The sequence below is a fragment of the Streptomyces sp. NPDC091649 genome (assembly GCF_044756785.1).
Lineage (GTDB): Bacteria > Actinomycetota > Actinomycetes > Streptomycetales > Streptomycetaceae > Streptomyces.
Window position 1 is genome coordinate 204,186 of sequence record NZ_JBIVTR010000004.1, and the last position, 24,158, is coordinate 228,343.

The following is a 24,158-nucleotide window of genomic DNA, read 5'->3' on the forward strand; positions in this document are numbered from 1 at the left end:
GGCATCACAGGAGTGGCAGCTCTGGCCGCGCTCCTGGTGCTCGGCGTGCCCCACTACCAGCCGGAAGCCGCCGCCGCGGAGCCCGAGTCCGCCACGACGCCCGAAGTACCGAAGGACGACGCCACCGCCACAGCCGCCGCAAAGGCTTCGGAAACAGGCCGGCCGACCGAGGTACTCGCCCAACGCACGGAAATATCCCAGCTGTTCGCCAATCCGGACGGTTCCTTTACTCAAGACACTTACGCACTACCGAAGTTCGTGCGCAAGGACGGCAGACTCGTCGCTTTCGACACGACGTTGGAAACTCATGCGGACGGAACTCTGTCACCCCGGGCGACGGAGATCGACGTACGCTTCTCCGGCGGCGGAGAAGGCGCTCTGGCGACCGTCGAGCGCGACGGCCGCAGCATGTCCTGGACCTGGCCCCAGCCGCTGCCCGAGCCCGACGTCGACGGCGACACCGTGACGTACGGGAACGTCCTCACCGACGTCGACCTCAAGCTCAAGGCGAGCCCCGCCGGCTTCACCAGCCTCCTCGTCGTCAAGACGGCTGCCGCGGCGGCCGACCCCGCGCTCAAGCAGGTCCAGTTCGGCCTGGACACCCAGGGCCTGAAGGCACGCACCGACGCACACGGGAACTTCACGGCGGTCAACCCCGCCGGCGAAGAGGTCTTCACCGCCCCGACGCCCCTGATGTGGGACAGCAGCTCCGCCGCGGCGCCCGCCGCGCTCTCGTCCCGCAGCGCCGCCGCCGAACCCCCGCCGCCCGCCGACGCGTTCGAACCGGGCTACGGCGCACAGCAGGCGACCATGGGGCTCTCGGTCGCGGACGGGAAGCTGAGCCTCACGCCGGACCAGGAGCTCCTGACGGGCGCGGACACGCAGTACCCGGTGCTGCTGGACCCGGCCGTCTCCGGCTCCCGCCACTCCTGGACGATCGCCTACAAGAAGCACCCGAACAGCTCGTTCTTCAACGGCGCGAACTGGGACACCGCCAAGGGCACCACGACGGCCCGCGTCGGGTACGAGAACGAGACCAACGGGCTGGCCCGGTCCTTCTTCCGGATGAACGCCAGCAACCTGTGGTCCACCAAGAAGGTCGTCTCCTCGTCCACCTTCCGGATCAAGAACACCTGGTCCTGGTCGTGCTCCAACCGGACCGTCGAACTCTGGGCGACCAGCGCGATCTCCTCGTCCACCACCTGGAACAAGCAGCCCTCGTGGCGCAAGAAGCTGGACTCCGTCAACGACTCCCGCGGCTACGCCTCAAGCTGCCCGGCGGGCAATCTCGCCTTCGACGTGACCGCCGCGGCGAAGGACGGCATCGCCAACCGGTGGAACACGCTGACCTTCGGCATGCAGGCGTCCAGTGAGGGCGACGTCTACGGCTGGAAGAAGTTCGACGCCAACTCGGCCGTGCTGTCGACGACGTACAACACCGTGCCCAACGCGCCGAACAGCCTGGACACCATTCCCAGCTCCGGCGGGTGCGACACCGTCGCTCCGTACACCACGATCGGGAACACCGACGTCACCCTGACCGCGAAGGTCTCCGACGCGGACGGAGGAACGGTCCGCGCCCAGTTCCGCATGTGGAGGACCAACAGCCTGGCCGGCGGGACCGAGATATTCAATCAGATCGTGTCCGCCACCTCCGGCACCGTGGCGAAGGTCAAGGTCCCCAAGGCCACGCTCCAGCAGCACCTGGCCGCGGCGAACGGCCACTTCGGGTGGAAGGTGCAGACGCTCGACTCGACGTCCAAGTCCGCCTGGACGCCGTCGGGCATCTGCGGGTTCACGTTCGACCCGACGCGGCCCAGCACCCCGCCCACCATCAGCTCCCAGCAGTTCCCCGACGGAACCGACGGCTGGCCCGCCACGACCGGGGAGGCCCGCACCGCCGGGACCTTCGTCCTCGGCAGCGGAGGCGTCGACGACGTCCAGGCATACGAGTACTGGACCGACTGGGACCTCACGGTCCGCAAGGTCACGCCCGGCACCGACCTCGACGGGGACGGAAAGGCTGATGCCAAGGTCGTCCTGACCCCGCCGGCCGCCGGGTCGCAGCGCCTCTTCGTCCGCAGCCTCGACGCCGCCCAGAACCGCTCCGACCGGGCCGCCTACCTCTTCTACGCCGACGGCCTCTCCGTTCCCGACAAGCCCGCCGACCTCAACGGTGACGGTCTCGCCGACCTCTACGGAGTTCGCGGCGGCAACGAGCTGTGGCTCTACGCCGGCCAGGGGAACGGCCGGGTGGGGACCGGCACCATCGCGAGCAACAGCGACTTCGCACAAGCGGGCATCACTCACCGCGGGGACTGGACCGGCGACGGCTACGAGGACCTCGTCGCGACCATTCCGGGCGACGAGGGCAAGACCCTGCAGCTCTATCCGAACAACGGAGTCGGCTGGGCCTGCACCGCACGCGACGAACAGGCCGACGGGCACTCCCGGTCCTGCCTGTACGACCGCCAGGAACTCACCGTCTTCGACGAGGCCAACAACCACTGGTCCGACGCCGACCAGATCCTCGCCGTCGGTGACGTCGACGGCCCGCTGGACACGGACGGCGACGGAACCGTCGACGTCGCCGGATACCCGGATCTCCTCGTGAAGGAGGGCGACCTCCTCTGGCTGTACTTCGGCTCGCCGTCCCTCTACCTCGACGACGCACGCGCTCCCGTCCTCGTCGGCAACGGCTCCTGGTCCTACTACGACCTGGCAGCGCCGGGCGACCGCACCGGCAACGGCCACGTCGACGTCATCGCACGCCACAGGACGAGCGGGGAACTCCGCCTGTACGAAGGCACCGGACCGGAAGGCCAAGGACTCGGCGACGGCACCGCGTCCACCGTCATCGGCTCCGGCTGGACCCGGAGCCACCGGCCCCTGATCACCGCCGTCCCCGACGCGAACTCCGACAACAACGTCGACATCTTCGCCACCGGCGGCGACGACAAGTTCTACCTCTACCCCAACATCTCCGGCAGCGGCATCGCTGTCGGCTCCAGCGGATGGCTCGACTTCCAGGCGCTCAGCTGACGCCCTGACCGGCTGACGGACAACCGCGGAAAGAAAAAGGGGGGGTGCCTCCCGTCGCAGCGACGGGAGGCACCCCCTTCTCCTGCTTCCACCGCCCGGGGCGCCGGATACCCGGCCCCGGGCCGCGGACGCGCGAGCCGGTTTGCCGCTACCAGGCGAACGCCTCCGGAGACGGACCCGGCCCCGGGAAGATCTCGTCCAGGCCCGTGAGCACGGCCTCCGGGAGGTCCAGCTCCAGGGCGCGCAGGGCGCTGTCCAGCTGGCCGGCGGTGCGCGGGCCGACGATCGGGCCCGTGACGCCGGGGCGGGTCAGCAGCCAGGCCAGGGCCGCTTCGCCGGGTTCCAGGCCGTGCTTGTCGAGCAGGTCCTCGTACGCCTGGATCTGGGCGCGGGCGGCGGGGTCGGCCAGGGCGTCGGCCGCGCGGCCGGAGGCGCGCCGACCGCCCTCGGTGGTCTTCCTGATGACGCCGCCCAGCAGCCCGCCGTGCAGCGGCGACCAGGGGATGACGCCGAGGCCGTACTCCTGCGCGGCCGGGATGACCTCCATCTCGGCGCGGCGCTCGGCGAGGTTGTAGATGCACTGTTCGCTGACCAGGCCCAGCGAGCCCCGGCGGGCGGCCTGCTCGTTGGCCTGGGCGATCTTGTAGCCGGGGAAGTTCGAGGAACCGGCGTAGAGGATCTTGCCCTGCTGGACCAGGACGTCGATCGCCTGCCAGATCTCGTCGAAGGGCGTGTCCCGGTCGACGTGGTGGAACTGGTACAGGTCGATGTGGTCGGTCTGGAGGCGCTTGAGCGAGGCGTCGACCGCCCGCCGGATGTTCACGGCGGAGAGCTTGTCGTGGTTCGGCCAGGCGTCGCCGTCGGCGGCCATGTTCCCGTACATCTTGGTGGCCAGGACCACCTTGTCGCGCCGCCCGCCGCCCTGGGCGAACCAGGTGCCGAGGATCTCCTCGGTGCGCCCCTTGTTCTCGCCCCAGCCGTAGACGTTGGCGGTGTCGAAGAAGTTCAGGCCCGCGCCGAGCGCGGCGTCCATGATCGCGTGGCTGTCCGACTCGTTGGTCTGCGGGCCGAAGTTCATCGTCCCGAGGACGAGCCGGCTGACCTTGAGTCCCGTGCGTCCGAGCTGTGTGTACCTCATGACGCCCCAGCCAACTCCTTCGAGTGCACTCCAGGCAAGCAGGAGCCCCCGACGCGCCGGACCGCGGACGGTGCGCCATGCCGCCCGGCGGCCCGCCGGTCTCAGCCGCCGAGGGCGGCCCCCACGGCGACGACGACGAATATCAGCACGAGCACGGCCGCCATGATGCGGTTTCTGGTCTTCGGGTCCACCCTTCGAGCGTAACGGCACCGCTCACCGTCCCAGCGCCCAGGCCCGCACCGCCTCGTGGCGCGGCAGCTCCCCCGGCGCCCCGGAAGCCGGCAGGACGCCCCGGGGCCAGGGCCGTACGGAGTCCGGCGACCGCCCCGGCGGGCGGCAGGACGGCGGCGAAGAGGCGCCGGGTGGGCGGACGGCCGGAGCTGAGGCTGCTCATGCGCGCGAGTCCGGCAGGTCCGGGCGTGTCCGGGGAGCCGGGCCTATCGTTGTACTACGCGGCTGCCCGCACGCCCGTGCGGCAGCGGGGAGGAGCGGCACGATGACCGTCGTAGACACCGACAGGATCGACATGGCCGACACCAGCGACGAGCGCACCCTGGACATGATGTTCGAGTGGCTTGAGCCCGTCCCCGAGGGATTCAAGGTCGAGATCGTCGAGGGGACCGTCCACATGTCGCCGCAGCGGGACACGCACTGGGAGATCACCTTCGACATCCTGGAGCAGTTGCGCACCGCCTACGGCCGCCGGCAGCTGAAGACCGACGTACGCATCGACTTCCCCGGGCTGCTCAACGGCTTCGCCCCCGATGTCGCGGCTGTCACGAAGGACGCGTCCAAGGCCGCGGACGGCCGCTGGCGCCACCAGGACATCGAATTCGTCGCCGAGGTCATCTCCAGGAGCACGGCCGCCAACGACTACGGCTCCAAGAAGGCCGCCTACGCCCTCGCCGGTGTCCCCGTCTACCTCATCGTCGATCCGTACACCGGCACATGGCACCTGCACACCCTCCCGAAGGAAGACGAGTACCGCAGTGTCCTGAGTCTCGACTTCGGCACCCCGGTCGACCTCACCTCGACCGTCGTCGGCCTCGTCCTCGGGACCGACGCCTTCCCCCGCGACTGACCCCGCGACCGCCCCCTGCGGGAACCGCCCTCCTCCCACTCCGGGAGGAGGGCGGTTCCCTGCGGGTCACGCCGCCGCCGCCAGCTGCTCGCGCGGGACGAAGCGGACGTGCGGGCGGCCCGGGCGGAGGTCGACCTTCAGGCGGAGGCCGCCGACGCGGGCGAGCGCGAAGCCGACGCCCAGGGCGGCGATCACCGAGATCGCGCCGCCGGCCGCGAAGCCGGTGCGGGCGCCGTAGGTGTCGCTGATCCAGCCGACGATCGGGGCTCCCACCGGCGTACCCCCGGCGAAGACCATCATGTACAGGCTCATCACCCGGCCCCGCATCTCCGGGTCGGCGGCCATCTGGACGCTCGTGTTCGCGGTGATGTTGGTCGTCAGGCCGAGCATGCCGATCGGGACCAGCAGGATCGAGAACAGCCAGACCGACGGGGACAGCGAGGCGGCGATCTCCAGCAGTCCGAACGCCGTGCCGGCCATCACCAGCATCCGCAGGCGGGTGGAGCGGCGGCGGGCCGAGAGCAGAGCGCCGGCCAGCGAACCGGCCGCCATCAGGATGTTGAAGAACGAGTACATGCCCGCGCCGCCGTCGAAGATCTCGTCGGCGAAGGCGGTCAGCCAGATCGGGAAGTTGAAGCCGAACGTGCCGACGAAGCCGACCAGGACGATCGGCCAGACCAGCTCGGGGCGGCCCCGGACGTAGGTCAGGCCCTCGCGGAGCTGTCCCTTGGCGCGGGGCACGGTCACCGAGGCGTGCATCTCGTCGGTCCGCATCATCAGCAGGCCGATGAGCGGGGCCAGGAAGGAGAGGCCGTTGAGCAGGAACGCCCAGCCGCTGCCGACCGTCGTGATCAGGACGCCCGCGACGGCGGGGCCGATGAGCCGGGCGGACTGGAAGTTCGCCGAGTTCAGGCTGACCGCGTTGCGGAGCTGCGCGGGGCCGACCATCTCGGAGACGAACGACTGGCGGGCCGGGTTGTCGACGACGGTCACCATGCCGAGGAGGAAGGCGACCAGGTACACATGCCAGACCTCCACGACCCCGGTCAGGGTCAGGACGGCCAGGGCGATGCCGCACAGGCCGAGCATGGCCTGGCTGACGAGCAGGATCTGCCGCTTCGGGAGACGGTCGGCGATGACGCCGCCGTACAGGCCGAAGAGGAGCATCGGGAGGAACTGGAGGGCCGTGGTGATGCCTACGGCGGTGGCGGAACCCGTCAGGCTCAGCACGAGCCAGTCCTGCGTGATGCGGGACATCCAGGTACCGGTGTTGGAGATCACGGCGCCCGTGGCGAACAGGCGGTAGTTACGGATCTTCAGCGACGAGAAGGTCCCGCCGGTCTTGCTCTCGTGGGTGGAAGTCGGTGCGGGGGCGGAGTCTGCTCCGGATCCCGTACTCAAAAGGGGTCGCCTCCTTCGGCGTCTGCGGCGTCCGGTCCGACGGGGACGTGACGACGGGCGCTCCGGCGGTGATCGTGCGGACCGGCTGTCCCAGCCGGTCCGGCGGCCGCCGGTGCGCCCGCGGGGGTCACAGGTGGGCGAGCTTCTCCAACACGGGCGCGGCGGCCCGGAGCGTCTCCCACTCGTCCTCGTCCAGGCCCTCGGCGAGGCGGGACAGCCAGGCGTTCCGCTTGGTGCGGCTCTCCGCGAGCATGGCCTCGGCCTGCTCGGTCTGGCTGACCCTCTTCTGCCGACGGTCATCGGGGTGCGGTTCGAGCCTGACCAGGCCCTTCGCTTCCAGCAGCGCGACGATGCGGGTCATCGACGGGGGCTGCACGTGTTCCTTGCGGGCCAGCTCGCCGGGGGTGGCCGAGCCGCAGCGGGCAAGGGTGCCGAGCACCGACATCTCGGTCGGGCTCAGCGACTCGTCGACACGCTGGTGCTTCAGGCGGCGGCCCAGCAGCATCACGGCGGAGCGGAGGGAGCTCACGGCGGCGGCACTGTCGCCGTCGTGGATCAGGTCAGGCATGTTTGTTAGCGTAACTCATTACCCAAACTAAATACCACCTGGTGGTACACGCGCGAAAAACTGATCACCCGAACGAGTGAGTTGGGAGCGGAAAGTGACGCGGAGAGCGCCCCGGGGCGGCGACCCTGCTGGACATGGGATCGACAGTGCTCAGCCTGCGGATGGACGGTGAGCTGCTCGACCGGCTCCGGCAGCACGCCGCGAAACGCGGAATGAGCGTCCAGGACTATGTGGTCCGGACGCTCATTCGCGACGACTTCGACGAACGCTTCACAGCGGCCGTGGAGGAGACGGAGAAGTTCTACGGGGACACCCGGGGGCGGGTGACGCCACCGGTCACGTGAGGCCGAGCGCCGGCATCGCGTAGTAGAAGACGAACACGGCCGACACCACGTACATGGCCGCCGGGACCTCACGGCCGCGGCCGGCCGCGAGGCGCAGCACGGCGAAGGCGACGAAGCCGATGCCGATGCCGTTGGTGATCGAGTACGTGAACGGCATCATCACCATCGCGAGGAAAGCCGGGACCGCGAGCGTGAAGTCGCTCCAGTCGATGTCCCGCACCGAACCCGCGATGATCAGGAAGCCGACCGCCAGCAGGGCGGGCGTGGCCGCCTGCGACGGGACCATGGTCGCCAGCGGTGTGAGGAACAGCGCCACCGAGAAGAGCAGACCGGTCACCACGCTCGCCAGCCCGGTGCGGGCGCCCTCGCCGACGCCCGCGGTGGACTCCACGAAGCACGTGGTGGCGGAGGCGGAGGTCGCCCCGCCCGAGGCGACCGCGATGCCGTCCACGAACAGCACCTTGTTGATACCGGGGAAGTTGCCGTTCCGGTCCATCAGCTTCGCCTCGTCGCCGACGCCGAGGATGGTGCCCATCGCGTCGAAGAAGCAGGACAGCAGCACGGTGAAGACGAACAGGACGCCGGTCAGATAGCCGACCTTCGCGAAGCCGCCGAACAGACTGACCTCGCCGAGCAGCCCGAAGTCCGGCGCGGAGACCGGGTTGCCCGGCCACGAGGGGGTCGTCAGGCCCCACGCGCCCTCGGGCAGACCGGCCACCGCGTCGATGACCAGGGCGAGGGCCGTCATGGCGACGATCGAGATCAGGATCGCGCCGGGCACCTTGCGCACGATGAGCGCGAGCGTGAGCAGTGCGCCGAGGACGAAGACGAGAATCGGCCAGCCGTTGAGGTGGCCGTCAGCGCCGAGCTGGAGCGGCACGGTGGTGTGGGCGGCGTCCGGCATGCGCGAGACGAAGCCGGAGTCGACGAGGCCGATCAGCAGGATGAAGAGGCCGATGCCGATCGCGATGCCCTTGCGGAGCGACCTCGGCACGGCGTTCATCACGCGTTCCCGCAGCCCCGTGGCGACCAGCAGCATCACCACGACACCCGCGAGGACGACCATGCCCATCGCGTCCGGCCAGCTCATCCGGGGCGCGAGCTGGAGCGCCACGACGGTGTTGACGCCGAGCCCGGCGGCGAGCGCGATCGGCACGTTGCCGATGACGCCCATCAGCAGCGTGGAGAACGCGGCGGACAGCACGGTCGCGGTGACCAGCTGCCCGTTGTCGAGCTGGTGGCCGTACATGTCCTTCGCGCTGCCCAGGATGATCGGGTTGAGCACGATGATGTAGGCCATCGCGAAGAACGTGGCGAACCCGCCGCGGAATTCGCGGGCGACGGTCGACCCCCGCTCGGAGATCTTGAAGAACCGGTCCAGGCTGCCCTGGGGCCGCGGAGCCGAAGGGGGCGGGGAGTCGACCGGAGCGGTGGCCGAGGGGGACATGGGTGACCTCAGTCGTACGTAGGGGGGTAGGGCGCGGAGGTGGAGCGGGTGGGATGACCTGGCGGGGAGAACGATCGAATTTGGACGTTCGAACGAAGATTTCGAGCCAGCTCAAAGCAGATTCAGTATGAATACATCAAGCGAAGATCGCTATCTCCGCGCGTAGACCCCTGCGCCGACCGGTCCGCCGCCCGCCGATCGGGTGGCCCCATACACTGAACGCATGGAGAAGTGGACCCCGAAGCACGAGGCGCCCGAACCCCTGGAGGGCCCGGTCGTCGCCACCGTCGTCGGCGGCACGATCCTCTGGTTCGTCCTCTTCCTCGCCCAGCTCCCCTTCTACGGCTGGTTCGCCGACCGCGGCCACACCTGGTGGGTGTGGACACCGCTGGCCGGCGCCGGACTCGGCCTGATCGGCATCTGGTACGTCCGCGGGCGCGACGCCGCGATCAAGCGGCACGCGGCCCGTGCCGAGGCCAAGGACGCCGCCGGGGCCGAGGCGGCCGACAGCGCGCTGGGCGGCGCCCCGGCGGACCGCTCCGGCCGCCCCGGCGGCTCCCACCGCTCCGACGCCTCCGGCCGGACCGTCTGACCTCGGGAGCGAGTCCGGGGCCCTCGCCCCGCCCCGCCCCGCCCTCCCCTCCCCTCCCCCCCCCGGCTCCGGCTCCGGCTCCGGCTCCGGCTCCGCGGGAACGCTCCCGTACGACCACGGGACCGACTTCGTCCTCCCCTGGTCGGATCTTCGACCCTCCGGCGGGTGATCCGACGCCCGCCCCCGTACCGTCGGATCCATGACGCAGCGGGCACTCGATTCCTCCGGGGAGCAGACCCCCGGACCCTCCCGGCCGGCCATGATCGACGCGGGGGCGGAACTCGACCCCGTGCATCCCATGGAGCCACCGCCGCCGGCCCACCGGCCGGGCGGTCTGAGCACCGCCGAGGTCGCGGAGCGGGTCGCGCGCGGCGAGGTCAACGACGTACCCGTACGTTCCTCCCGCTCGGTCACCGAGATCGTCCGGGCCAACGTCTTCACCCGGTTCAACCTGATCATCGGCGTGCTCTGGGTGATCATGCTGTTCGTCGCGCCGATCCAGGACAGCCTCTTCGGCTTCGTGATCGTCGCCAACACCGGCATCGGCATCATCCAGGAGTGGCGGGCCAAGAAGACCCTGGACAGCCTCGCGGTGATCGGGGAGGCGAAGCCGACCGTCCGGCGCGACGGGAGCGCGGCCGAGATCTCCACCTCCGAGATCGTCCTCGGCGACCTGATCGAACTGGGCCCCGGGGACAAGGTCGTCGTGGACGGCACGGTCGCCGAGGCCGACAGCCTGGAGATCGACGAGTCGCTGCTCACCGGGGAGGCCGACCCGGTGATCAAGCGGGCCGGCGACCCGGTGATGTCCGGCAGCTTCGTCGTCGCGGGCGGTGGCGCGTTCACCGCGACCAAGGTGGGCCGCGAGGCGTACGCCGCCCAGCTCGCCGAGGAGGCGTCGCGCTTCACGCTCGTCCACTCCGAGCTGCGCAGCGGCATCAGCACGATCCTGAAGTACGTCACCTGGATGATGGTGCCGACGGCGATCGGGCTGGTCATCAGCCAGCTGGTCGTGAAGGACAACAACTTCAAGGACTCCGTCGCCCGGACCGTCGGCGGCATCGTCCCGATGATCCCCGAGGGCCTGGTCCTGCTGACCTCCGTGGCCTTCGCCATCGGCGTCGTACGGCTCGGCCGCAAGCAGTGCCTCGTGCAGGAGCTGCCCGCGATCGAGGGCCTCGCCCGGGTCGACGTGGTGTGCCTGGACAAGACGGGGACCCTCACCGAGGGCGGCATGGACGTCACGGAGGTCCGTCCGCTGCACGGGAGCGACGAGGTGTACGTACGGCGGGTGCTGCGGGCCTTCGGCTCCTCCGACCCCCGGCCCAACGCCAGCCTCCAGGCCATCATCGACGCCTACCCGGTGGACCGGGACGGCGCGGAGGGCTGGGCGGTCACGGACGCGATGCCGTTCTCCTCGGCCCGGAAGTACAGCGGCGCGGCGTTCACGGAGACCGACGGAACGGCCTCCGCCTGGCTGCTCGGCGCCCCCGACGTCCTGCTGGCCGAGGACGACGCGACGCTCACCGAGATCGAGCGGCTCAACGAGCAGGGCCTGCGGGTGCTGCTGCTGGCCCGTGCCGAGGGCGAGCTGAACGCGCCCGGCGCGGCGGCCGGAGCCGCCCCCACCGCCCTGGTGGTGCTGGAGCAGCGGCTGCGGCCGGACGCGGGCGACACGCTCGCCTACTTCGCCGAACAGAACGTGGCCACCAAGGTCATCTCCGGCGACAACGCGGTCTCGGTCGGCGCGGTCGCCGGGAAGCTGGGCCTCGCGGGTGCCGAGAACACGCTGGACGCCCGCCGGCTGCCCACCGACCCGGACGAGATGGCCACGGCCATGGAACAGAACGCGGTGTTCGGCCGGGTCACCCCGCAGCAGAAGCGGGACATGGTGGCCGCCCTCCAGTCGCGCGGCCACACGGTCGCGATGACCGGCGACGGGGTGAACGACGTGCTGGCGCTCAAGGACGCCGACATCGGGGTGTCGATGGGTTCGGGCTCCGAGGCGACGCGCGCGGTGGCGCAGATCGTGCTGCTGAACAACAGCTTCGCGACGCTGCCCTCGGTGGTCGCGGAGGGCCGCCGGGTGATCGGCAACATCACCCGGGTCGCCACCCTCTTCCTGACCAAGACGGTCTACTCGGTGCTGCTGGCGATCCTGGTGGTGTGCACCCAGGTGGAGTACCCGTTCCTCCCGAGGCACCTGACCCTGCTGTCGACGCTGACCATCGGCGTCCCGGCGTTCTTCCTGGCGCTCGCGCCCAACAAGGAGCGCGCCCAGCCCCACTTCGTACGCCGGGTGATGCGGTACGCGATCCCCTCGGGTGTCATCGCGGCGGCGGCCACCTTCGCGACGTACCTGGTGGCACGGCACCACTACAGCGGCGAGGGCGCGCTCCAGGCCGAGACGAGCGCGGCGACGCTGACGCTGTTCCTGGTCTCGATGTGGGTCCTGGCGATCATCGCCCGTCCCTACACCTGGTGGCGTATCGGCCTGGTGGCGGCGATGGGGCTCGGCTTCCTGATCGTGCTCGTGGTGCCGTGGCTCCAGGACTTCTTCGCGCTGAAGCTGGTGGGCGCGCCGATGCCGTGGACGGCGGTCGGCATCGCGGCGGCGGCGGCCGCCCTGCTGGAGTTCACCTGGCGCCGGGTGGGCCGGCGCTTCGGCGCGTAGTCCGGCGCAGGCACCGGAAAGCCCCCGGGAGGCTCGGCCTCCCGGGGGCTCTCGCGTCGCTGTCCCGGTGTGGCGGGCCGCTACCTCACATCGACGAAGTCACCGGCGACCGAGACGGCCGGCGTGGTGGACGTGCCGGCGAAGCTGTAGCGCCAGTAGCCGTCGACCGACGCCTTGACGGTGGTCTTCAGGGTGCCGGTGGAGCTGGTCTTGACGGTCTTGACCGTCGTGTAGCTCTTGGCGCCCTTCTTCTTGAACTGGAGCTTCACGGGCTGGTTGGTGTAGCCCTTGTACGTGTTGGTGTCCCAGTTGGCACGCGTGAGCTTTCCGGTGACGGTGAGGGTCCTGCCCTTCTTCACCGGCTCCGGGGAGGCGTTCACCGTCAGCTTGGAGAAGCGCTGGACGCGGACCTTGGACTGGGCGTCGTTCCAGATGAAGTCCTGCTCGCCGCCGGTGTCCGCGAGCGCTCCGGCCGCGACCTTCCAGGTGCCCGCGAGGCTGCTCGTGTAGAGGTCGTCGGACCGCGGGTCGACCGTGACCGTCACCGTGCAGGTGGACGTGGTCGGGTCGGCCGAGACCTTGCAGCTGCCGTACTCCTGGACGGGGCCGAGGTAGCCGTCGACCTCGTCGATGTGGCCGTGCCACAGGTAGGCGTAGGCGTCGGCGATGCCGGACGGCGAGGAGGCCGTGACCGCGATGGTGAACTTCTTCTTGGACTGGGTGCCGACCACGATGTCCTTGCCGCCGTTGACGACGACCTTCTTGATCACGGGCTTCTCGGCGGCACGGGCGGCACGGGCCGTGGCGGCGGGCGCCCCGGACTCGGCGCCGAAGACGTCGGCGCCGGACGGCAGGCTCACGCCCGCGCCCGGCTTCTCGTCGGCCTGGACGGCCGGTACGGCAAGAGCGGAAAGGGCCAGGGCGCCGGAAACGGCTGCCACGGTGGCGCGCATACGCATGTGTCCCCAAGTGGAGAAGGGGCCCCGGGGCAGGTCATCGGCCCGGCGGGACCCGTCTGTTCCAGTGTTGCGGTGAGCCTGTTGGCTCACCGGAACAGACAGGCGAACCACATGAACGGTTGTGCGGGCCTGTGACTTTTCTGTGAAGCCCGTCCCGCACCGCGTCCCGCCGCCGGCGCGCGTCTCAGTCGAACCAGCGGTCCCGGGCCAGCTCCGCCGTCCGGGACGGGTCCTCCAGCAGGGCCGCGACCTCGAAACGGCGGGGCCACTGGCCCGCCGCCCAGGCCAGGCCGGCGGCCACGCCCTCCAGGGTCGCCGCGTGGACGACCCCGTCCGGAGTGCGGCGCCAGTCCAGCTCGACGCCGCCCGCCCGGAGTTCGGCGTGCTCGACGTACGCGTCCGGGGCGCCGGGCCCGAGCAGGACCCGGACCGCCTCCGGTACGCGGTGCTCCTCGCCCTCGCTCGTCACGCCCGCCTCGATCGTCTCGCCGAGCCGCCGCACCTGGAGCAGGTCGGCCAGTTCGGCGGCGCGGGACGGGGCGACCGGCAGCAGCGGCAGGCCCGCCGCCAGCGGCAGCACGTCGGGGGCGTCCGCGATCACGGCGTCCGCCGCGTCCACCACCGCCACCTCCCCGTCCACCACCGTGCGCAGCTCGTCCGGCAACGTCACCTCGTCCGGGTCCAGTTCGGCGAGCGCCGTGTAGAGCGCGTGCAGGTGTACGGCGGTGACGGGGCGCTCCTCGTCGGCGAGCCGGCCCAGCAGTTCGGCCGCGCCGCCCGGCTCGTCCAGGAGGGCTTCCACCGAGGTGCGGACGCCGAGGGCCCGCAGCACCTCGGCGTCGTCGAAGCCGCTCGCGTCCACCGCGTCGTACAGCCCGGCCAGCCGGGGGTCGCCGCCCGCCGCGCGCAGTCCGGCCGGGCGGCGGCCGTCCAGCACGGGATGGTCGCGCAGCCACCACGCGGTGTACGGGCGCACGGACCGCGTCGTCCCGTCCGGGAGCAGCACCCGCACCGGCTGCGTCAGCGCGTCCCGCAGCGGCGGCCGGGCCAGCATGGCGAGCGCCTGCGGCCAGGCGTCGTCGTCGACCAGGTCCAGATCCCGTACGGCGACGATCTCGGTGGCGACCGGCGGCACGGGGGTCTCCGGCAACTGGTCGAGGAGGTCCTCGCACCAGACGTCGACGGCGTCCAGCAGTCCGGCGTCGTCCGGTTCGGCGAAGTCACCTTCGCGCGGCTCCAGTTCGTCCGGGTCCAGGACGACGTCGTTGGCCCGCACGAGGGCGAAGGTGGCGAGCACTCCGCACGCGGTGAGCGGCCCCTCGCCCCAGCGGTCCGCCAACTCCGCATCGCATAGCGCGAGTTCGCCTTCGCGCATCACCTGCGCGAACGGACTTGCCGGGAGCACCAGTTCACCGGCGGGAGCGGGTTCGCCGTCCTCGTCTGGGAGGGCGAGCGCGCCGAGCCACGGCTCGTCGCCGGGGGACAGCTCGGCCTCCCGGACCAGGGTGAGCACGGTCTCGGCCAGCTCGTCGCCGTCGAGCGCGTCCTCGTCCCAGATCTCCCCGGCGTCCAAGGAGCCGGCCACGGCCGCCCGTACCTGCGGAGTCGTCAGCACGGCGCGGGGCGTTGCGGGCAGGGCTCCGAGCTTCTCCAGCAGCGGGTGCGCGGCGTCCGGGTGGGCCACCTTCAGGCCGAGCCGGGAGAGGCGGGCGAGGACCGGACCGGTCAGCGCGTCCGGCAGGGGCAGCAGGATCTGGCGGGGACCGATCGTCGTACGCGGCGGGCGGCCGGCCCGCTCGTCGTCCGGGTCGCCCGCGAGCGGAACCGGAAGGCCGGTGAGCCGGTCGGGGTCGGTGCCCGCGAGGCTGTCGTAGAGCCGGTGCCACCACGCGGGGTCGCGCTCCAGGCCGGCGAGGCGGTCGATGGCCTCGGTCAGCGGCACGCGGGCGACCCCGAGGGTGCGCAGCTCGGTGCGCCGCTCCAGCCCGGCGGGAAGCAGGCAGGGCAGCACCTCGGCCAGGACCCGGACGGTCCCTTCGCCGACGCCCTCGACCACCTCCGCCTCCACGGGCCGAAGGGCGGCGGTGTCCACGGCCGGCGCGGCGGCGTCCGGACCGGTCGCGGGGGTGTCCTCCGTACGCCGCTCCCAGTCGTCCCAGCGCTCGACGGCCTCGGCGGAGGCGTCGCGGGGCACGGCGGGCTGAAGGAACGCGACCCGGGGCAGCCGGGCGAGGATCGCGCCGCGCAGGGCGCCGTCCAGGCCGCCCTTGCCCAGCGGCCCCGGCACCAGGTCGATGGTCCCGGTCGACACCGGCCGCCAGGAGCCCAGCAGCTCCGCGTACGCGTCGGCCGCCCGATCCACCAGGAAGTCGGTCAGCGGCCCCGGCGCGGGGTGCCGGCGGGCGGTGTCCAGCGGGAGGGAGGCGATGAGCAGGGCGGGGACGCCGAGCGGTTCGTCGGTGGGCGTCGGCGCGTGCACGACGGGTGCCGTACGGGGGTGGAGCGGGGCGCCCGTCTCGTCGACCGGCACCGCCCAGGTCACCGACCAGTACGGGCGCAGCCGCTCCTCGACGGGGCGGTCGGCGAGCAGGGCGGGCTCGACCGGGCCGTGGTGGAAGACGGTGCGCCAGCGGTTCAGGCCGTGTGCGGAGTCGTCGATGTGCGTGTACGGGCCGTGGACCGAGCGGCTCAAGGTCCGGGCGCCGTCCGGTGTCTCGATGACGACCTCGTCCAGGCCGGGCAGGGTGAGCAGGAGGGCGTCGTCCACGGCGGCCAGCAGCCGGGCCACCAGGTCCTCGGCAGTGCCGTCGCGCAGCGGCAGCACCACGACGGTGTCGTAGCTCTCGGGTGCGGAGCCCTCGGCGGGCAGCGGCAGGCGCAGCAGCGGTACGTGTCCGTCGCGGCGGCGCAGCTCGTCCCCGAGGCCGGGGCTGCCCACAGCCGCCTCCCGGGCCAGCTCGCGCGCCTCGGCCAGGGACCAGCGCACGCCGCCGTGCCGGCCGAGCACCGCGGGCTCATCGCTGACCGCGAGGACGGCGGCGAACCCGACGCCGAAGCGGCCCACCGCGGACTCGTGGCCCTCGCGCTTGGCGGAGGCGCGCAGGGTGCTCAGGGACTCCACGCCGGTGGCGTCGAGGGGCGCGCCGGTGTTCGCGGCAGCCAGCACGCAGCGGCCGTCGGGGTCGCCGGGGGCGGCGGGGTGCAGGGTGAGGCGGAGCCGGCCGGGGACGCCCGCGCGGGCGGCGGCGTCGGCGGCGTTCTGGGCCAGCTCGACGACGAGGCGGTCGCGGTAGCCGCCGAGCGCGAGGTCCTCCTCGGCGTTGGCGTCCTCCCGGAAGCGGGCGGGCCCGGCCCCCCACGCGTCGAGCACGCCGCGCCGCAGCCGTGCCGTCCCGAACGGATCGGCCCCCTCGGTCGCCTTCATGCTCACGCCATCGACTCCGTCCGCTCGTGGTGGGCGCGTATGCCTGTGTGGCCCAGTGTGCGCCCGAAGGTACCGCGCGCGCCGCCTCCGCCGTACCGGCAAGTCCGGCCGTCCCGGCCGTCCGGCGCCCACGGCGACCGGCAAGCCCGGCCGTCCCGCCAGGCCCTCACGGTGACCGGCAAGCCCGGCATTCCCAGCCCGTCCGGCGTTTGAGGACGGAACCCCTGTCCTGATGGGCGTGCACCGAGAAGCCCCCTGGCGCCCGGCGCCCCGCAGCGGCACGCGCCCCACAGCGCCGGTTCCGTCCTCAACGCCGGACGGGCGGGCGGGGCCACCTACGGTTCCGTCCTCAAAGGCCGGACGGGCGGGCGGGGCACCCCGCGATGATCCCGGGCACCGCAAGCCCGGGCACCGCAAGCCCGGGCACCGCAAGCCCGGGCCCCTCAGCGGGCTGGAGCGTCAGGAGTGGCCCAGGTCCTCCGAGGCCCCGTCCGCCTCGGCGGGCACGGAGCCCTCGCCCCGCTCCGCCCGCAGCGAATACTCGTCCACCTGCATCGTGTCCAGCGCGTGCGGCGCCGGCTTCGGCGGCGTCGGCATCACCGCGGCCTCCGAGTGCCCTCCGCAGCCGTACGCCAGCGACACCACGTGGCCGTCGGCCGGGCCGAACTCGTTCGCGCACACCCCGAACGCCTGCTTGAGCGAGCCCGCCATCGGAATCAGGAACGCACAGCTGACGCACGTCGCCGGGGCCGCCTGGGCCATCGGCGTCTTCGGGCCGAACTCCTCGTCCCAGCGGTCGGCCGCCGCGTACAGCCCGTACCGGGACAGCACCCGCGCCCGGCGCGTACCCAGCTCGTCCGCGACGGCGGCGATCGACCCGCGGCTGGTCGCGGCCACCGGCCGGCCGGTGAGCTCGGCGTCCTCCGAGTCGACCAGCTCCGCCAGCTCCGAGGAGACCACGGAGTTCGGCAGCGGCTCGTCCTCGCCGGTCCAGCCGGGCTCCAGGCGCAGGTCCTCCGCCTCGGTGGGCAGCAGGTCGCCGGGACCCATGTCGCCGGGGCGCAGCCGCTCGCTCCAGGGCACCCACTCCGGCGCCAGGAGCGCGTCGGCACCCGGCAGCAGCACCGTTTCGTCCAGGGTGACGTTCTTCGCGCGAGATGCCCGCGCCACCGTCACCGCCCAGCGCCAGCCCCGGTAGCCGGGCTCCTTGGCCTCGAAGTAGTGCGTGACGACCCGGTCTCCCTCGGAGACCACGCCGACATGCTCCCCGACCACACCGGGCGCGGCGGCCTCCTCCGCAGCCGCGCGCGCGAGGTCCACCGCCTCGGCACACAGGCGGTCGGGGACGGGGGTACGGGCCGTACGGCTTCGCGTCGTCGTCGCAGCACTCACAGGTCTTCGCTTCTCTCCATACGCCAGTCTCACGAGCGCGCCAGCTGCTGCACGATTGCCGTTTCGGCCAGACAAGTGCGGGCGGAGCGGACCTGGGGGCCGCGTCGACGTCCACACCCGTTGTGCCTGCCTCGGGCGCGCCTTCTGCCATCCATTCTGCGGGATCGCCGAGAGGCGCGCGGCCAAGAACAACCGCCGGTGGCGCGTTACGCACGCTACCCTCTCCGCCGCTCCGCGCCCACCTGCCCGTCCCAAACGTGCCGTATCCGTTCCCACCGAGCCGCCGGCGGGCGGCCGCCGAGCCGCGCCCGACGCGCCCGCCGCCGGGCGGCCGACACCGACGGCAGGGAGGGTGGCGGGCGGGACGGCGGGTGGGACGGCCGGCGGGTCCACCGCCCTCGCCCGACAGGACGTCACCCGCGCGTCCACGACCGATCACCGTTCATACCGGCCAGGGTTGGGGCACTATGACGGGGTGACTGCCGCCAGGTCGCACGACGGTCCCGGCCCGCTCCGCAGGGCGGGACGGGCAACGGGCCGTGCCCTGCGCGCCCCGTTCACCGGCACCGCACGCTCCATCCGCAAGGCGACGCACGCCCACGGGGCGGGCGAATCCGGACTCGGCAAACTCATCGAGTTGCACGCGGTGAACGGCGCGGGCGACGTCATGATCACGGTCGCGCTCGCCTCCACGGTCTTCTTCTCGGTGCCCACGGACGAAGCGCGGGGCCGGGTGGCCCTCTACCTCGCCATCACCATGGCTCCCTTCACCCTGCTCGCCCCGGTGATCGGCCCGCTGCTGGACCGCCTGCCGCACGGCCGCCGCGCCGCGATGGCGGGCGCGATGCTGGCACGCGCGCTGCTGGCCATCACCATGTCCGGCGCGGTCGCCACGGGGGGCCTGGAGCTGTATCCGGCCGCACTGGGGGTGCTGGTCTCGTCGAAGGCGTACGGCGTGGTGCGCAGCGCGGTCGTGCCACGTCTGCTGCCACCGAAGTTCTCCCTGGTCAAAGCCAATTCCCGGGTCACCCTGGCCGGTCTGCTGGCCACCGGGGTGGCGGCCCCGATCGGGGCCGGCCTCCAGATGATCGGCTCCCCCTGGCCGCTGTACGGCGCCTGCGCGATCTTCGTGACGGGCACCTTCCTCGCCTTCACCCTGCCGCACAAGGTCGACTCCGCGAAGGGCGAGCGCCGGGCGCGGCTGATCGTCCCGCACCACGCGCAGACCGTGCCGCGGCCCGCTCCCGGCACGGCGAGGAAGGGCAGCACCCTGGCCGGCCTCCGCAGGAACGGCAACGGCGAGAAAGCGGCCAGGGAGCGGCCGCCGGGGCTGCGGTCCGTCGGCGGGTCCGTCCTGCACGGGCTCCAGGCCAACGCCGCGCACCGGGCCCTCTCCGGCTTCCTCATCTTCTTCCTGGCGTTCCTGCTGCGCGAGCACCCGCTGGCCGGACAGAGCGCGGCGGTCTCGCTCGGCATCGTCGGTGTGGCGGCGGGGGCCGGCAACGCCTGCGGTACGGCGGTGGGCTCCTGGCTCAGGGAGCGCGGCCCCGAGGTGATCATCGCGACGGTGCTGGGACTCGCCCTGGGCGTGGCGGTCCTCGCCACGGCCCTCTTCTCGACCGTGCTGGTCGCCGTGCTCGGCGCGGTCGCCGGCTTCACCCAGGCCCTCTCCAAGCTGTCGCTCGACGCGATGATCCAGCGGGACGTGCCCGAGGAGGTCCGCACCTCCGCGTTCGCCCGGTCCGAGACGTTGCTCCAGATGGCGTGGGTCGTCGGCGGGGGCATCGGCATCGCCCTGCCGCTCAACGCGACGCTCGGCATGTCGGTCGCCGCGGGCATCCTCGCCCTCGGCGCGGCCACGTCCGTACGGGGCCTCCTGGGGGCCGCGCGGCGCGGCACGCCGCACCCCCGCGTGGCATGAGCGGAGGCGACCGATAGCCTTCGGCCCATGACCGTTGCGTTCTTCTCCGGTAAGGGCCGTCGAATCGGCGTCGCTCTTGGTGCCGTGTCCGCGGGACTCCTTGTCCTGTCCGCCTGCGACAAGCCGACGCCGCTCGCCACCGTGACGGTCGGCAGTGACTCGGTGAACACCGAGGCCGCCTGTTACAACGACGGCGATGCGATCAAGGAGTCCCTGATCCAGGGCTGCCTGAACAAGAAGGCCGAGAAGACCATCACGGTCTCCATGGACGACAAGGTCCGCTTCGGCGTCGACCCCGAGATCGCCGAGAACGGCTGGACGCTCTTCATCAACGGCCAGCAGGCCGAGCAGGAGCCGTTCGAGAAGACCTACCGGACGATCCCCGGCAGCGCCTTCTTCGCCAGCCAGACGGGCAAGCCGTCCGAGAAGACGAACATCTCCATCGTGGAGACCAAGGGCAAGAAGCTCACGGGCATCTGGCAGTTCGAGCTGAAGAAGGACTGACTCCGCCGCGGAGAAAGCCACCTCACTCCCTCACTCCTCCCTCTCGCCCCTCCCCGTCCTCGACCCTGAGGCTGTACCCGTGCGTGTGCTGGTCGTGACCGCTGTCCCGGTGGAACGGGACGCGGTCACGCGTGCGTTCGGGGGCGCCCCGGAGTCCGTGGCGCTGCCGGGGGCCGAGCTGCACCGCAGCGGGGCGTTCGACGTCCTGGCGGGCGGTGCCGGCCCGGCCGCCGCCGCCGCGGCCACCGCCTTCGCCCTGGCGTCGGCGTCCTCGCCGTACGGGCTGGTCGTGTCGGCCGGGATCGGCGGGGCGTTCACGCCCCTGACCCCCCTCGGCTCGCTGGTCGTGGCCAGCGGCATCGTGGCCGCCGACCTGGGCGCCGACACGCCCGACGGCTTCCTGCCGGTCACCGCGCTCGGCTTCGGCCGGGACAGCTTCGCTCCGCCGCCCGCCCTCGTACGGGAGGTGGCGGCCGCCGCGGGCGCCGCCGCCGGCCCCGTCCTCACCGTCTCCACCGCGACCGGCACCGCCGAACGCGCCGCCGCCCTGCTCGCCGCGCACCCGGGGGCGCTGGCCGAGGCGATGGAGGGTTTCGGGGTCGCGGAGGCCGCCGCGCGGGCGGAGGTGCCCGTACTGGAGCTGCGTGCCGTCTCGAACGCCGTCGGCCCCCGCGACCGGGACGCCTGGCGCATCGGCGACGCGCTGGCGGCGCTCACGGGCGCGTTCGGGAAGACGGCACCCGTACTGGAAGGTTGGAACCGGCATGACGACCGACACCGCAGCTAGCGACAGCCCGGCCGGGGACGCGATCCGCATCGCCTTCTCCCCCTGCCCCAACGACACCTTCGTCTTCGACGCCTGGGCGCACGGCAGGGTCCCCGGCGCGCCCGCGCCGGACGTGACCTTCGCCGACATCGACATCACCAACGGCATGGCCGAGCGCGGCGAGCTGGACGTCCTGAAAGTCTCCTACGCGGTGCTGCCGTGGGTACTCGACGACTACGCGCTGCTGCCGTGCGGCGGGGCGCTGGGCCGGGGCTGCGGTCCGCTGGTCCTCACCAAGGAGCTGGGCCTCGACCTGGCGGGCCGGACCGTCGCCGTACCGAGCGAGCGCTCCACGGCGTACCTGCTGTTCCGTCTCTGGGCCGCGGAGATGGTCCCCGGCGGCGTCGGCGAGGTCGTCGTCATGCCGTTCGACGAGATCATGCCCGCCGTACGGGACGGCAAGGTGGACGCCGGCCTGGTGATCCACGAGGCCCGCTTCACGTACCGGAACTTCGGCCTCCACAACCTCGCCGACATGGGCCGCCACTGGGAGGACACCACGGGCCTCCCGATCCCCCTCGGCGCGATCATCGCCAAGCGCTCCCTCGGCGAGGAGACCCTGCGCCGCCTGGCCGACTCGGTCCGCAGCTCGGTCCGGCTGGCCTGGGACGCCCCGGAGGTCTCCCGGCCGTACGTCCTGGAGCACGCCCAGGAGATGGACCCGGCCGTCGCGGACCAGCACATCGGGCTGTACGTGAACGAGTTCACCGCCGACCTCGGCGAGGACGGCTACGCGGCGGTCCGCGGCCTGCTGACCCGCGCGGCGGCCGAGGGACTGGTACCGCCGCTGCGCCCGGACGCGCTGGCGTTCCCCTGAGCGGTCGGGGGCTTCGCCCGCACCCGCCGACCGGGCCGGTGCCCGGACCTCGGTGACGTGGGCCCCGGCCTGCCGAACGAACGGGCCCGTGCCGAGGACGATGGTCCGGGCCATCGCGAACGCGGCCGGCCTCCACCACTCGGCCACGCCGCCCGCAGCGGACGGGGGTCCAGGGGGCAGGCCCGAGGTGCCTGGCCCGCTCCGGGAACTGACGATCCGGCCTTCCGGTCTCCGCAATCCGAATCGTCGGCTTCCCGGCGGGACGTCCGGGCGCCAGGTCTACACGTCGAGCTGGTCGGCGACCGCTCTCAGCAGGCCCGCGATCTTCGCGCCGGCGGCCTTGTCGGGGTAGCGGCCCCGCTCCAACTGCGGCGTGATGTTCTCCAGGACCGTCGTCAGGTCCTGCACGATCGACGCCAGCTCGTCCGGCTTGCGGCGCTGGGCCGCCGCGACGGACGGGGTGGGGTCGAGGATCACCACGGAAAGCGCCTGATCACCGCGCTGACCCGCGACCACACCGAATTCCACACGCTGGCCGGGCTTGAGTGCGTCGACTCCGGCAGGGAGTACCGACGAGTGGACGAAGACGTCGCCGCCGTCGTCGCGGGAGAGAAAGCCGAAGCCCTTCTCGCTGTTGAACCACTTGACCTTGCCGGTGGGCACGTCTGTCCTCGTCCTCGTACTCGTCGGTGTGCGGAAGAGCCGGGATACGGCTCCGGATAGCAGTACAGCGGGTCACCGCGACCCGCCCGGTCCCAGGCTAATAGCCCTGCGGCCGGTGACAAGACGTCGCCGGAGAGTTCCTCCGGGCTGGGAACTACCCTGGTCGCGTGAGTACTACTCCTTCAGGCGCAGGCGACCGGCTTGTTCAGGTCGGCGCGATCGTCTTCTTCGTCGGCGCACTGGCCACTCTGGTAACGGTCGCCCCCCTGTTCCTCGGCACGGACCCGTTCCCTCCGGTCGCGTACGCGGTGTGCATGCTGATGGGCGTCGGGTTCCTGATCGCCGGGGCGGGGGTCGTGCGTTCCGCTTGGGTCAATTCACCGAAACGGGCCGCGAACCCGTAGGCCGCGCACCCGTGGGCGGCGGCTCCGGGCGCGTCCGGCGGCCCCGAGCCCCGCGCACCGCCCGGGCCACCCGCGTACACCTTCGGCACGGGTCCGCCCACGTAATCCCTCGGCCACGTAATCCTTCGGCCCGGGTCCGCCCACACCGGCGTGGCCCGCCGTGACCCTGCCCGGGCCCGCCCCGCGCCTCCCCGAGCCGGCGCCTGCCTACGCCGTCCGGGCCCGCCCGCCTACGCCGTCCGGTCCGCCTCGAAGGCCGCCAGCCAGGCCGGGAAGCCCGTCAGGTCCTCCAGCACCACGTCCGCGCCCGCCTCCCGCAGCTCCGCCGCGTCGCACGGGCCCGTCGTCACCGCGACCGACAGCGCCCCGGCCGCCCGCGCCCCGCGCACGTCCCCGGTGTGGTCGCCGACGTACACCTGCGCGCCGTGCTCGCGCAGGGCCTCGCCCTTGGCCTCCGCCCACAGCCAGCCGATCACCGCGTCGGGGTCGATCCCGAGGTGGGCCAGGTGCAGCTTGGCGTTCGGCTGGTGCTTCGCCGTGACGACGATCGCCCGGCCGCCGAGCGCCCGCACCGCCGCCACCGACTCCCGGGCCCCGGCGAGAGCCGTGCTCGGGGCTATCGCGTGGTCGGGGTAGAGCGCCCGGTAGCGGTCGGCGACGGCGTCCACCTCATCGGCCGGGAACCAGTGCGCCAACTCCGTCTCCAGCGGCGGGCCGATCCGGCTCACCACCAGCTCGACGTCGATCGGCACCCCCGTCTCGGCGGACAGCGCCCGGTAGGCGGCGGCGATGCCCGGCCGGGAGTCGATGAGCGTCATGTCGAGGTCGAAGCCGACCGTCAGGGGGCGCGGAAGAGGGTGCTGAACCGTGGAAGCCATGTCTGCCATTGTGCCGACCGGGCCGGCCCGGTCCGGAAGCCCCCGTCGCCGCCGAAATCCGGCCGCCTAGACTGAGGCGCGCA

The 24,158-nt window shown here is 72.3% G+C and carries 19 protein-coding genes; 10 read left to right on the plus strand and 9 right to left on the minus strand.

Features of this window, described 5'->3' with window-relative positions:
* The first annotated feature begins 12 nt into the window (after positions 1–12).
* Positions 13–3,042 carry an FG-GAP-like repeat-containing protein gene (locus tag ACIQMU_RS10640; protein ID WP_402688667.1) on the plus strand — a complete coding sequence of 1,010 codons (3,030 nt, stop codon included), beginning with the start codon at positions 13–15 and terminating at the stop codon, positions 3,040–3,042.
* 148 nt (positions 3,043–3,190) lie between these two features.
* On the opposite strand, the gene ACIQMU_RS10645 is transcribed toward ACIQMU_RS10640, so the two are convergent.
* A complete protein-coding gene (locus ACIQMU_RS10645) occupies positions 3,191–4,180 on the minus strand; it encodes an aldo/keto reductase (RefSeq protein ID WP_352239469.1) in 990 nt (329 codons plus the stop codon).
* Between the two features lie 496 nt (positions 4,181–4,676).
* Between ACIQMU_RS10645 and ACIQMU_RS10650 the strand changes: the two genes are divergently transcribed.
* Positions 4,677–5,261 (plus strand): Uma2 family endonuclease, encoded by a 585-nt coding sequence (locus ACIQMU_RS10650; RefSeq protein ID WP_352239470.1) that lies wholly within the window; start codon positions 4,677–4,679, stop codon positions 5,259–5,261.
* Between the two features lie 66 nt (positions 5,262–5,327).
* Here ACIQMU_RS10650 and ACIQMU_RS10655 read toward each other — a convergent pair whose 3' ends face one another.
* Together ACIQMU_RS10655 and ACIQMU_RS10660 are read right to left on the minus strand one after the other, a co-directional pair.
* Positions 5,328–6,662 (minus strand): MFS transporter, encoded by a 1,335-nt coding sequence (locus ACIQMU_RS10655; protein WP_402688668.1) that lies wholly within the window; start codon positions 6,660–6,662, stop codon positions 5,328–5,330.
* A gap of 127 nt (positions 6,663–6,789) precedes the next feature.
* Positions 6,790–7,230, minus strand: coding sequence for a MarR family winged helix-turn-helix transcriptional regulator (locus ACIQMU_RS10660; protein WP_003967282.1), 441 nt, complete (start codon positions 7,228–7,230; stop codon positions 6,790–6,792).
* A gap of 134 nt (positions 7,231–7,364) precedes the next feature.
* On the opposite strand from ACIQMU_RS10660, the gene ACIQMU_RS10665 reads away from it, so the two are divergent.
* Entirely contained in the window at positions 7,365–7,574 is a 210-nt protein-coding gene (locus tag ACIQMU_RS10665; RefSeq protein WP_352239473.1) for a hypothetical protein, read from the plus strand.
* Here ACIQMU_RS10665 and ACIQMU_RS10670 read toward each other — a convergent pair.
* Entirely contained in the window at positions 7,567–9,021 is a 1,455-nt protein-coding gene (locus ACIQMU_RS10670; protein ID WP_402688669.1) for an NCS2 family permease, read from the minus strand. The genes ACIQMU_RS10665 and ACIQMU_RS10670 overlap by 8 nt on opposite strands.
* Before the next feature lie 223 nt (positions 9,022–9,244).
* Between ACIQMU_RS10670 and ACIQMU_RS10675 the strand changes: the two genes are divergently transcribed.
* Positions 9,245–9,613, plus strand: a complete 369-nt coding sequence (locus tag ACIQMU_RS10675; protein WP_352239475.1) for a DUF2530 domain-containing protein — start codon at positions 9,245–9,247, stop codon at positions 9,611–9,613.
* Between the two features lie 199 nt (positions 9,614–9,812).
* On the plus strand, positions 9,813–12,287 hold the full coding sequence (locus ACIQMU_RS10680; protein ID WP_402688670.1) for an HAD-IC family P-type ATPase: 2,475 nt from the start codon (positions 9,813–9,815) through the stop codon (positions 12,285–12,287).
* Between the two features lie 80 nt (positions 12,288–12,367).
* Here ACIQMU_RS10680 and ACIQMU_RS10685 read toward each other — a convergent pair whose 3' ends face one another.
* The 3 genes from ACIQMU_RS10685 to ACIQMU_RS10695 all read right to left on the minus strand — a co-directional run bounded on the left by ACIQMU_RS10685 (position 12,368) and on the right by ACIQMU_RS10695 (position 18,062).
* On the minus strand, positions 12,368–13,246 hold the full coding sequence (locus ACIQMU_RS10685) for a calcium-binding protein (RefSeq protein WP_402688671.1): 879 nt from the start codon (positions 13,244–13,246) through the stop codon (positions 12,368–12,370).
* Positions 13,247–13,430: 184 nt separating this feature from the next.
* Entirely contained in the window at positions 13,431–16,670 is a 3,240-nt protein-coding gene (locus ACIQMU_RS10690; protein ID WP_402688754.1) for a sacsin N-terminal ATP-binding-like domain-containing protein, read from the minus strand.
* A gap of 459 nt (positions 16,671–17,129) precedes the next feature.
* A complete protein-coding gene (locus ACIQMU_RS10695) occupies positions 17,130–18,062 on the minus strand; it encodes a DUF3027 domain-containing protein (RefSeq protein WP_352239478.1) in 933 nt (310 codons plus the stop codon).
* Between the two features lie 475 nt (positions 18,063–18,537).
* On the opposite strand from ACIQMU_RS10695, the gene ACIQMU_RS10700 reads away from it, so the two are divergent.
* From ACIQMU_RS10700 to ACIQMU_RS10715, 4 genes are all read left to right on the plus strand, one after another.
* Positions 18,538–19,983 (plus strand): MFS transporter, encoded by a 1,446-nt coding sequence (locus ACIQMU_RS10700; RefSeq protein ID WP_402688672.1) that lies wholly within the window; start codon positions 18,538–18,540, stop codon positions 19,981–19,983.
* 27 nt (positions 19,984–20,010) lie between these two features.
* Positions 20,011–20,487 carry a DUF2771 domain-containing protein gene (locus tag ACIQMU_RS10705; protein ID WP_352239480.1) on the plus strand — a complete coding sequence of 159 codons (477 nt, stop codon included), beginning with the start codon at positions 20,011–20,013 and terminating at the stop codon, positions 20,485–20,487.
* Positions 20,488–20,566: 79 nt separating this feature from the next.
* Positions 20,567–21,274: a futalosine hydrolase gene (locus ACIQMU_RS10710; RefSeq protein WP_352239481.1), complete on the plus strand. Its 708-nt coding sequence runs from the start codon at positions 20,567–20,569 to the stop codon at positions 21,272–21,274.
* Positions 21,252–22,130, plus strand: coding sequence for a 1,4-dihydroxy-6-naphthoate synthase (locus tag ACIQMU_RS10715; protein ID WP_402688673.1), 879 nt, complete (start codon positions 21,252–21,254; stop codon positions 22,128–22,130). Before ACIQMU_RS10710 ends, ACIQMU_RS10715 begins: the two co-directional genes overlap by 23 nt.
* A 279-nt stretch (positions 22,131–22,409) precedes the next feature.
* Here ACIQMU_RS10715 and ACIQMU_RS10720 read toward each other — a convergent pair whose 3' ends face one another.
* Positions 22,410–22,793: a cold-shock protein gene (locus tag ACIQMU_RS10720; RefSeq protein ID WP_352239483.1), complete on the minus strand. Its 384-nt coding sequence runs from the start codon at positions 22,791–22,793 to the stop codon at positions 22,410–22,412.
* Between the two features lie 167 nt (positions 22,794–22,960).
* Between ACIQMU_RS10720 and ACIQMU_RS10725 the strand changes: the two genes are divergently transcribed.
* A complete protein-coding gene (locus tag ACIQMU_RS10725) occupies positions 22,961–23,197 on the plus strand; it encodes a hypothetical protein (protein WP_352239484.1) in 237 nt (78 codons plus the stop codon).
* Positions 23,198–23,427: 230 nt separating this feature from the next.
* Here the strand turns inward: ACIQMU_RS10725 and ACIQMU_RS10730 are convergent, their stop codons facing one another.
* On the minus strand, positions 23,428–24,075 hold the full coding sequence (locus ACIQMU_RS10730) for an HAD hydrolase-like protein (protein WP_352239485.1): 648 nt from the start codon (positions 24,073–24,075) through the stop codon (positions 23,428–23,430).
* Positions 24,076–24,158: the final 83 nt, after the last annotated feature.

Coding starts and splice junctions, on each gene's coding strand:
- ACIQMU_RS10665 (WP_352239473.1), top strand. CDS start 7,365: ATGGGATCGACAGTGCTCAGCCTGCGGATGGACGGTGAGCTGCTCGAC.
- ACIQMU_RS10730 (WP_352239485.1), bottom strand. CDS start 24,075: ATGGCTTCCACGGTTCAGCACCCTCTTCCGCGCCCCCTGACGGTCGGC.
- ACIQMU_RS10690 (WP_402688754.1), bottom strand. CDS start 16,670: ATGAAGGCGACCGAGGGGGCCGATCCGTTCGGGACGGCACGGCTGCGG.
- ACIQMU_RS10715 (WP_402688673.1), top strand. CDS start 21,252: ATGACGACCGACACCGCAGCTAGCGACAGCCCGGCCGGGGACGCGATC.
- ACIQMU_RS10645 (WP_352239469.1), bottom strand. CDS start 4,180: ATGAGGTACACACAGCTCGGACGCACGGGACTCAAGGTCAGCCGGCTC.
- ACIQMU_RS10680 (WP_402688670.1), top strand. CDS start 9,813: ATGACGCAGCGGGCACTCGATTCCTCCGGGGAGCAGACCCCCGGACCC.
- ACIQMU_RS10685 (WP_402688671.1), bottom strand. CDS start 13,246: ATGCGTATGCGCGCCACCGTGGCAGCCGTTTCCGGCGCCCTGGCCCTT.
- ACIQMU_RS10660 (WP_003967282.1), bottom strand. CDS start 7,230: ATGCCTGACCTGATCCACGACGGCGACAGTGCCGCCGCCGTGAGCTCC.
- ACIQMU_RS10705 (WP_352239480.1), top strand. CDS start 20,011: ATGACCGTTGCGTTCTTCTCCGGTAAGGGCCGTCGAATCGGCGTCGCT.
- ACIQMU_RS10650 (WP_352239470.1), top strand. CDS start 4,677: ATGACCGTCGTAGACACCGACAGGATCGACATGGCCGACACCAGCGAC.
- ACIQMU_RS10670 (WP_402688669.1), bottom strand. CDS start 9,021: ATGTCCCCCTCGGCCACCGCTCCGGTCGACTCCCCGCCCCCTTCGGCT.
- ACIQMU_RS10675 (WP_352239475.1), top strand. CDS start 9,245: ATGGAGAAGTGGACCCCGAAGCACGAGGCGCCCGAACCCCTGGAGGGC.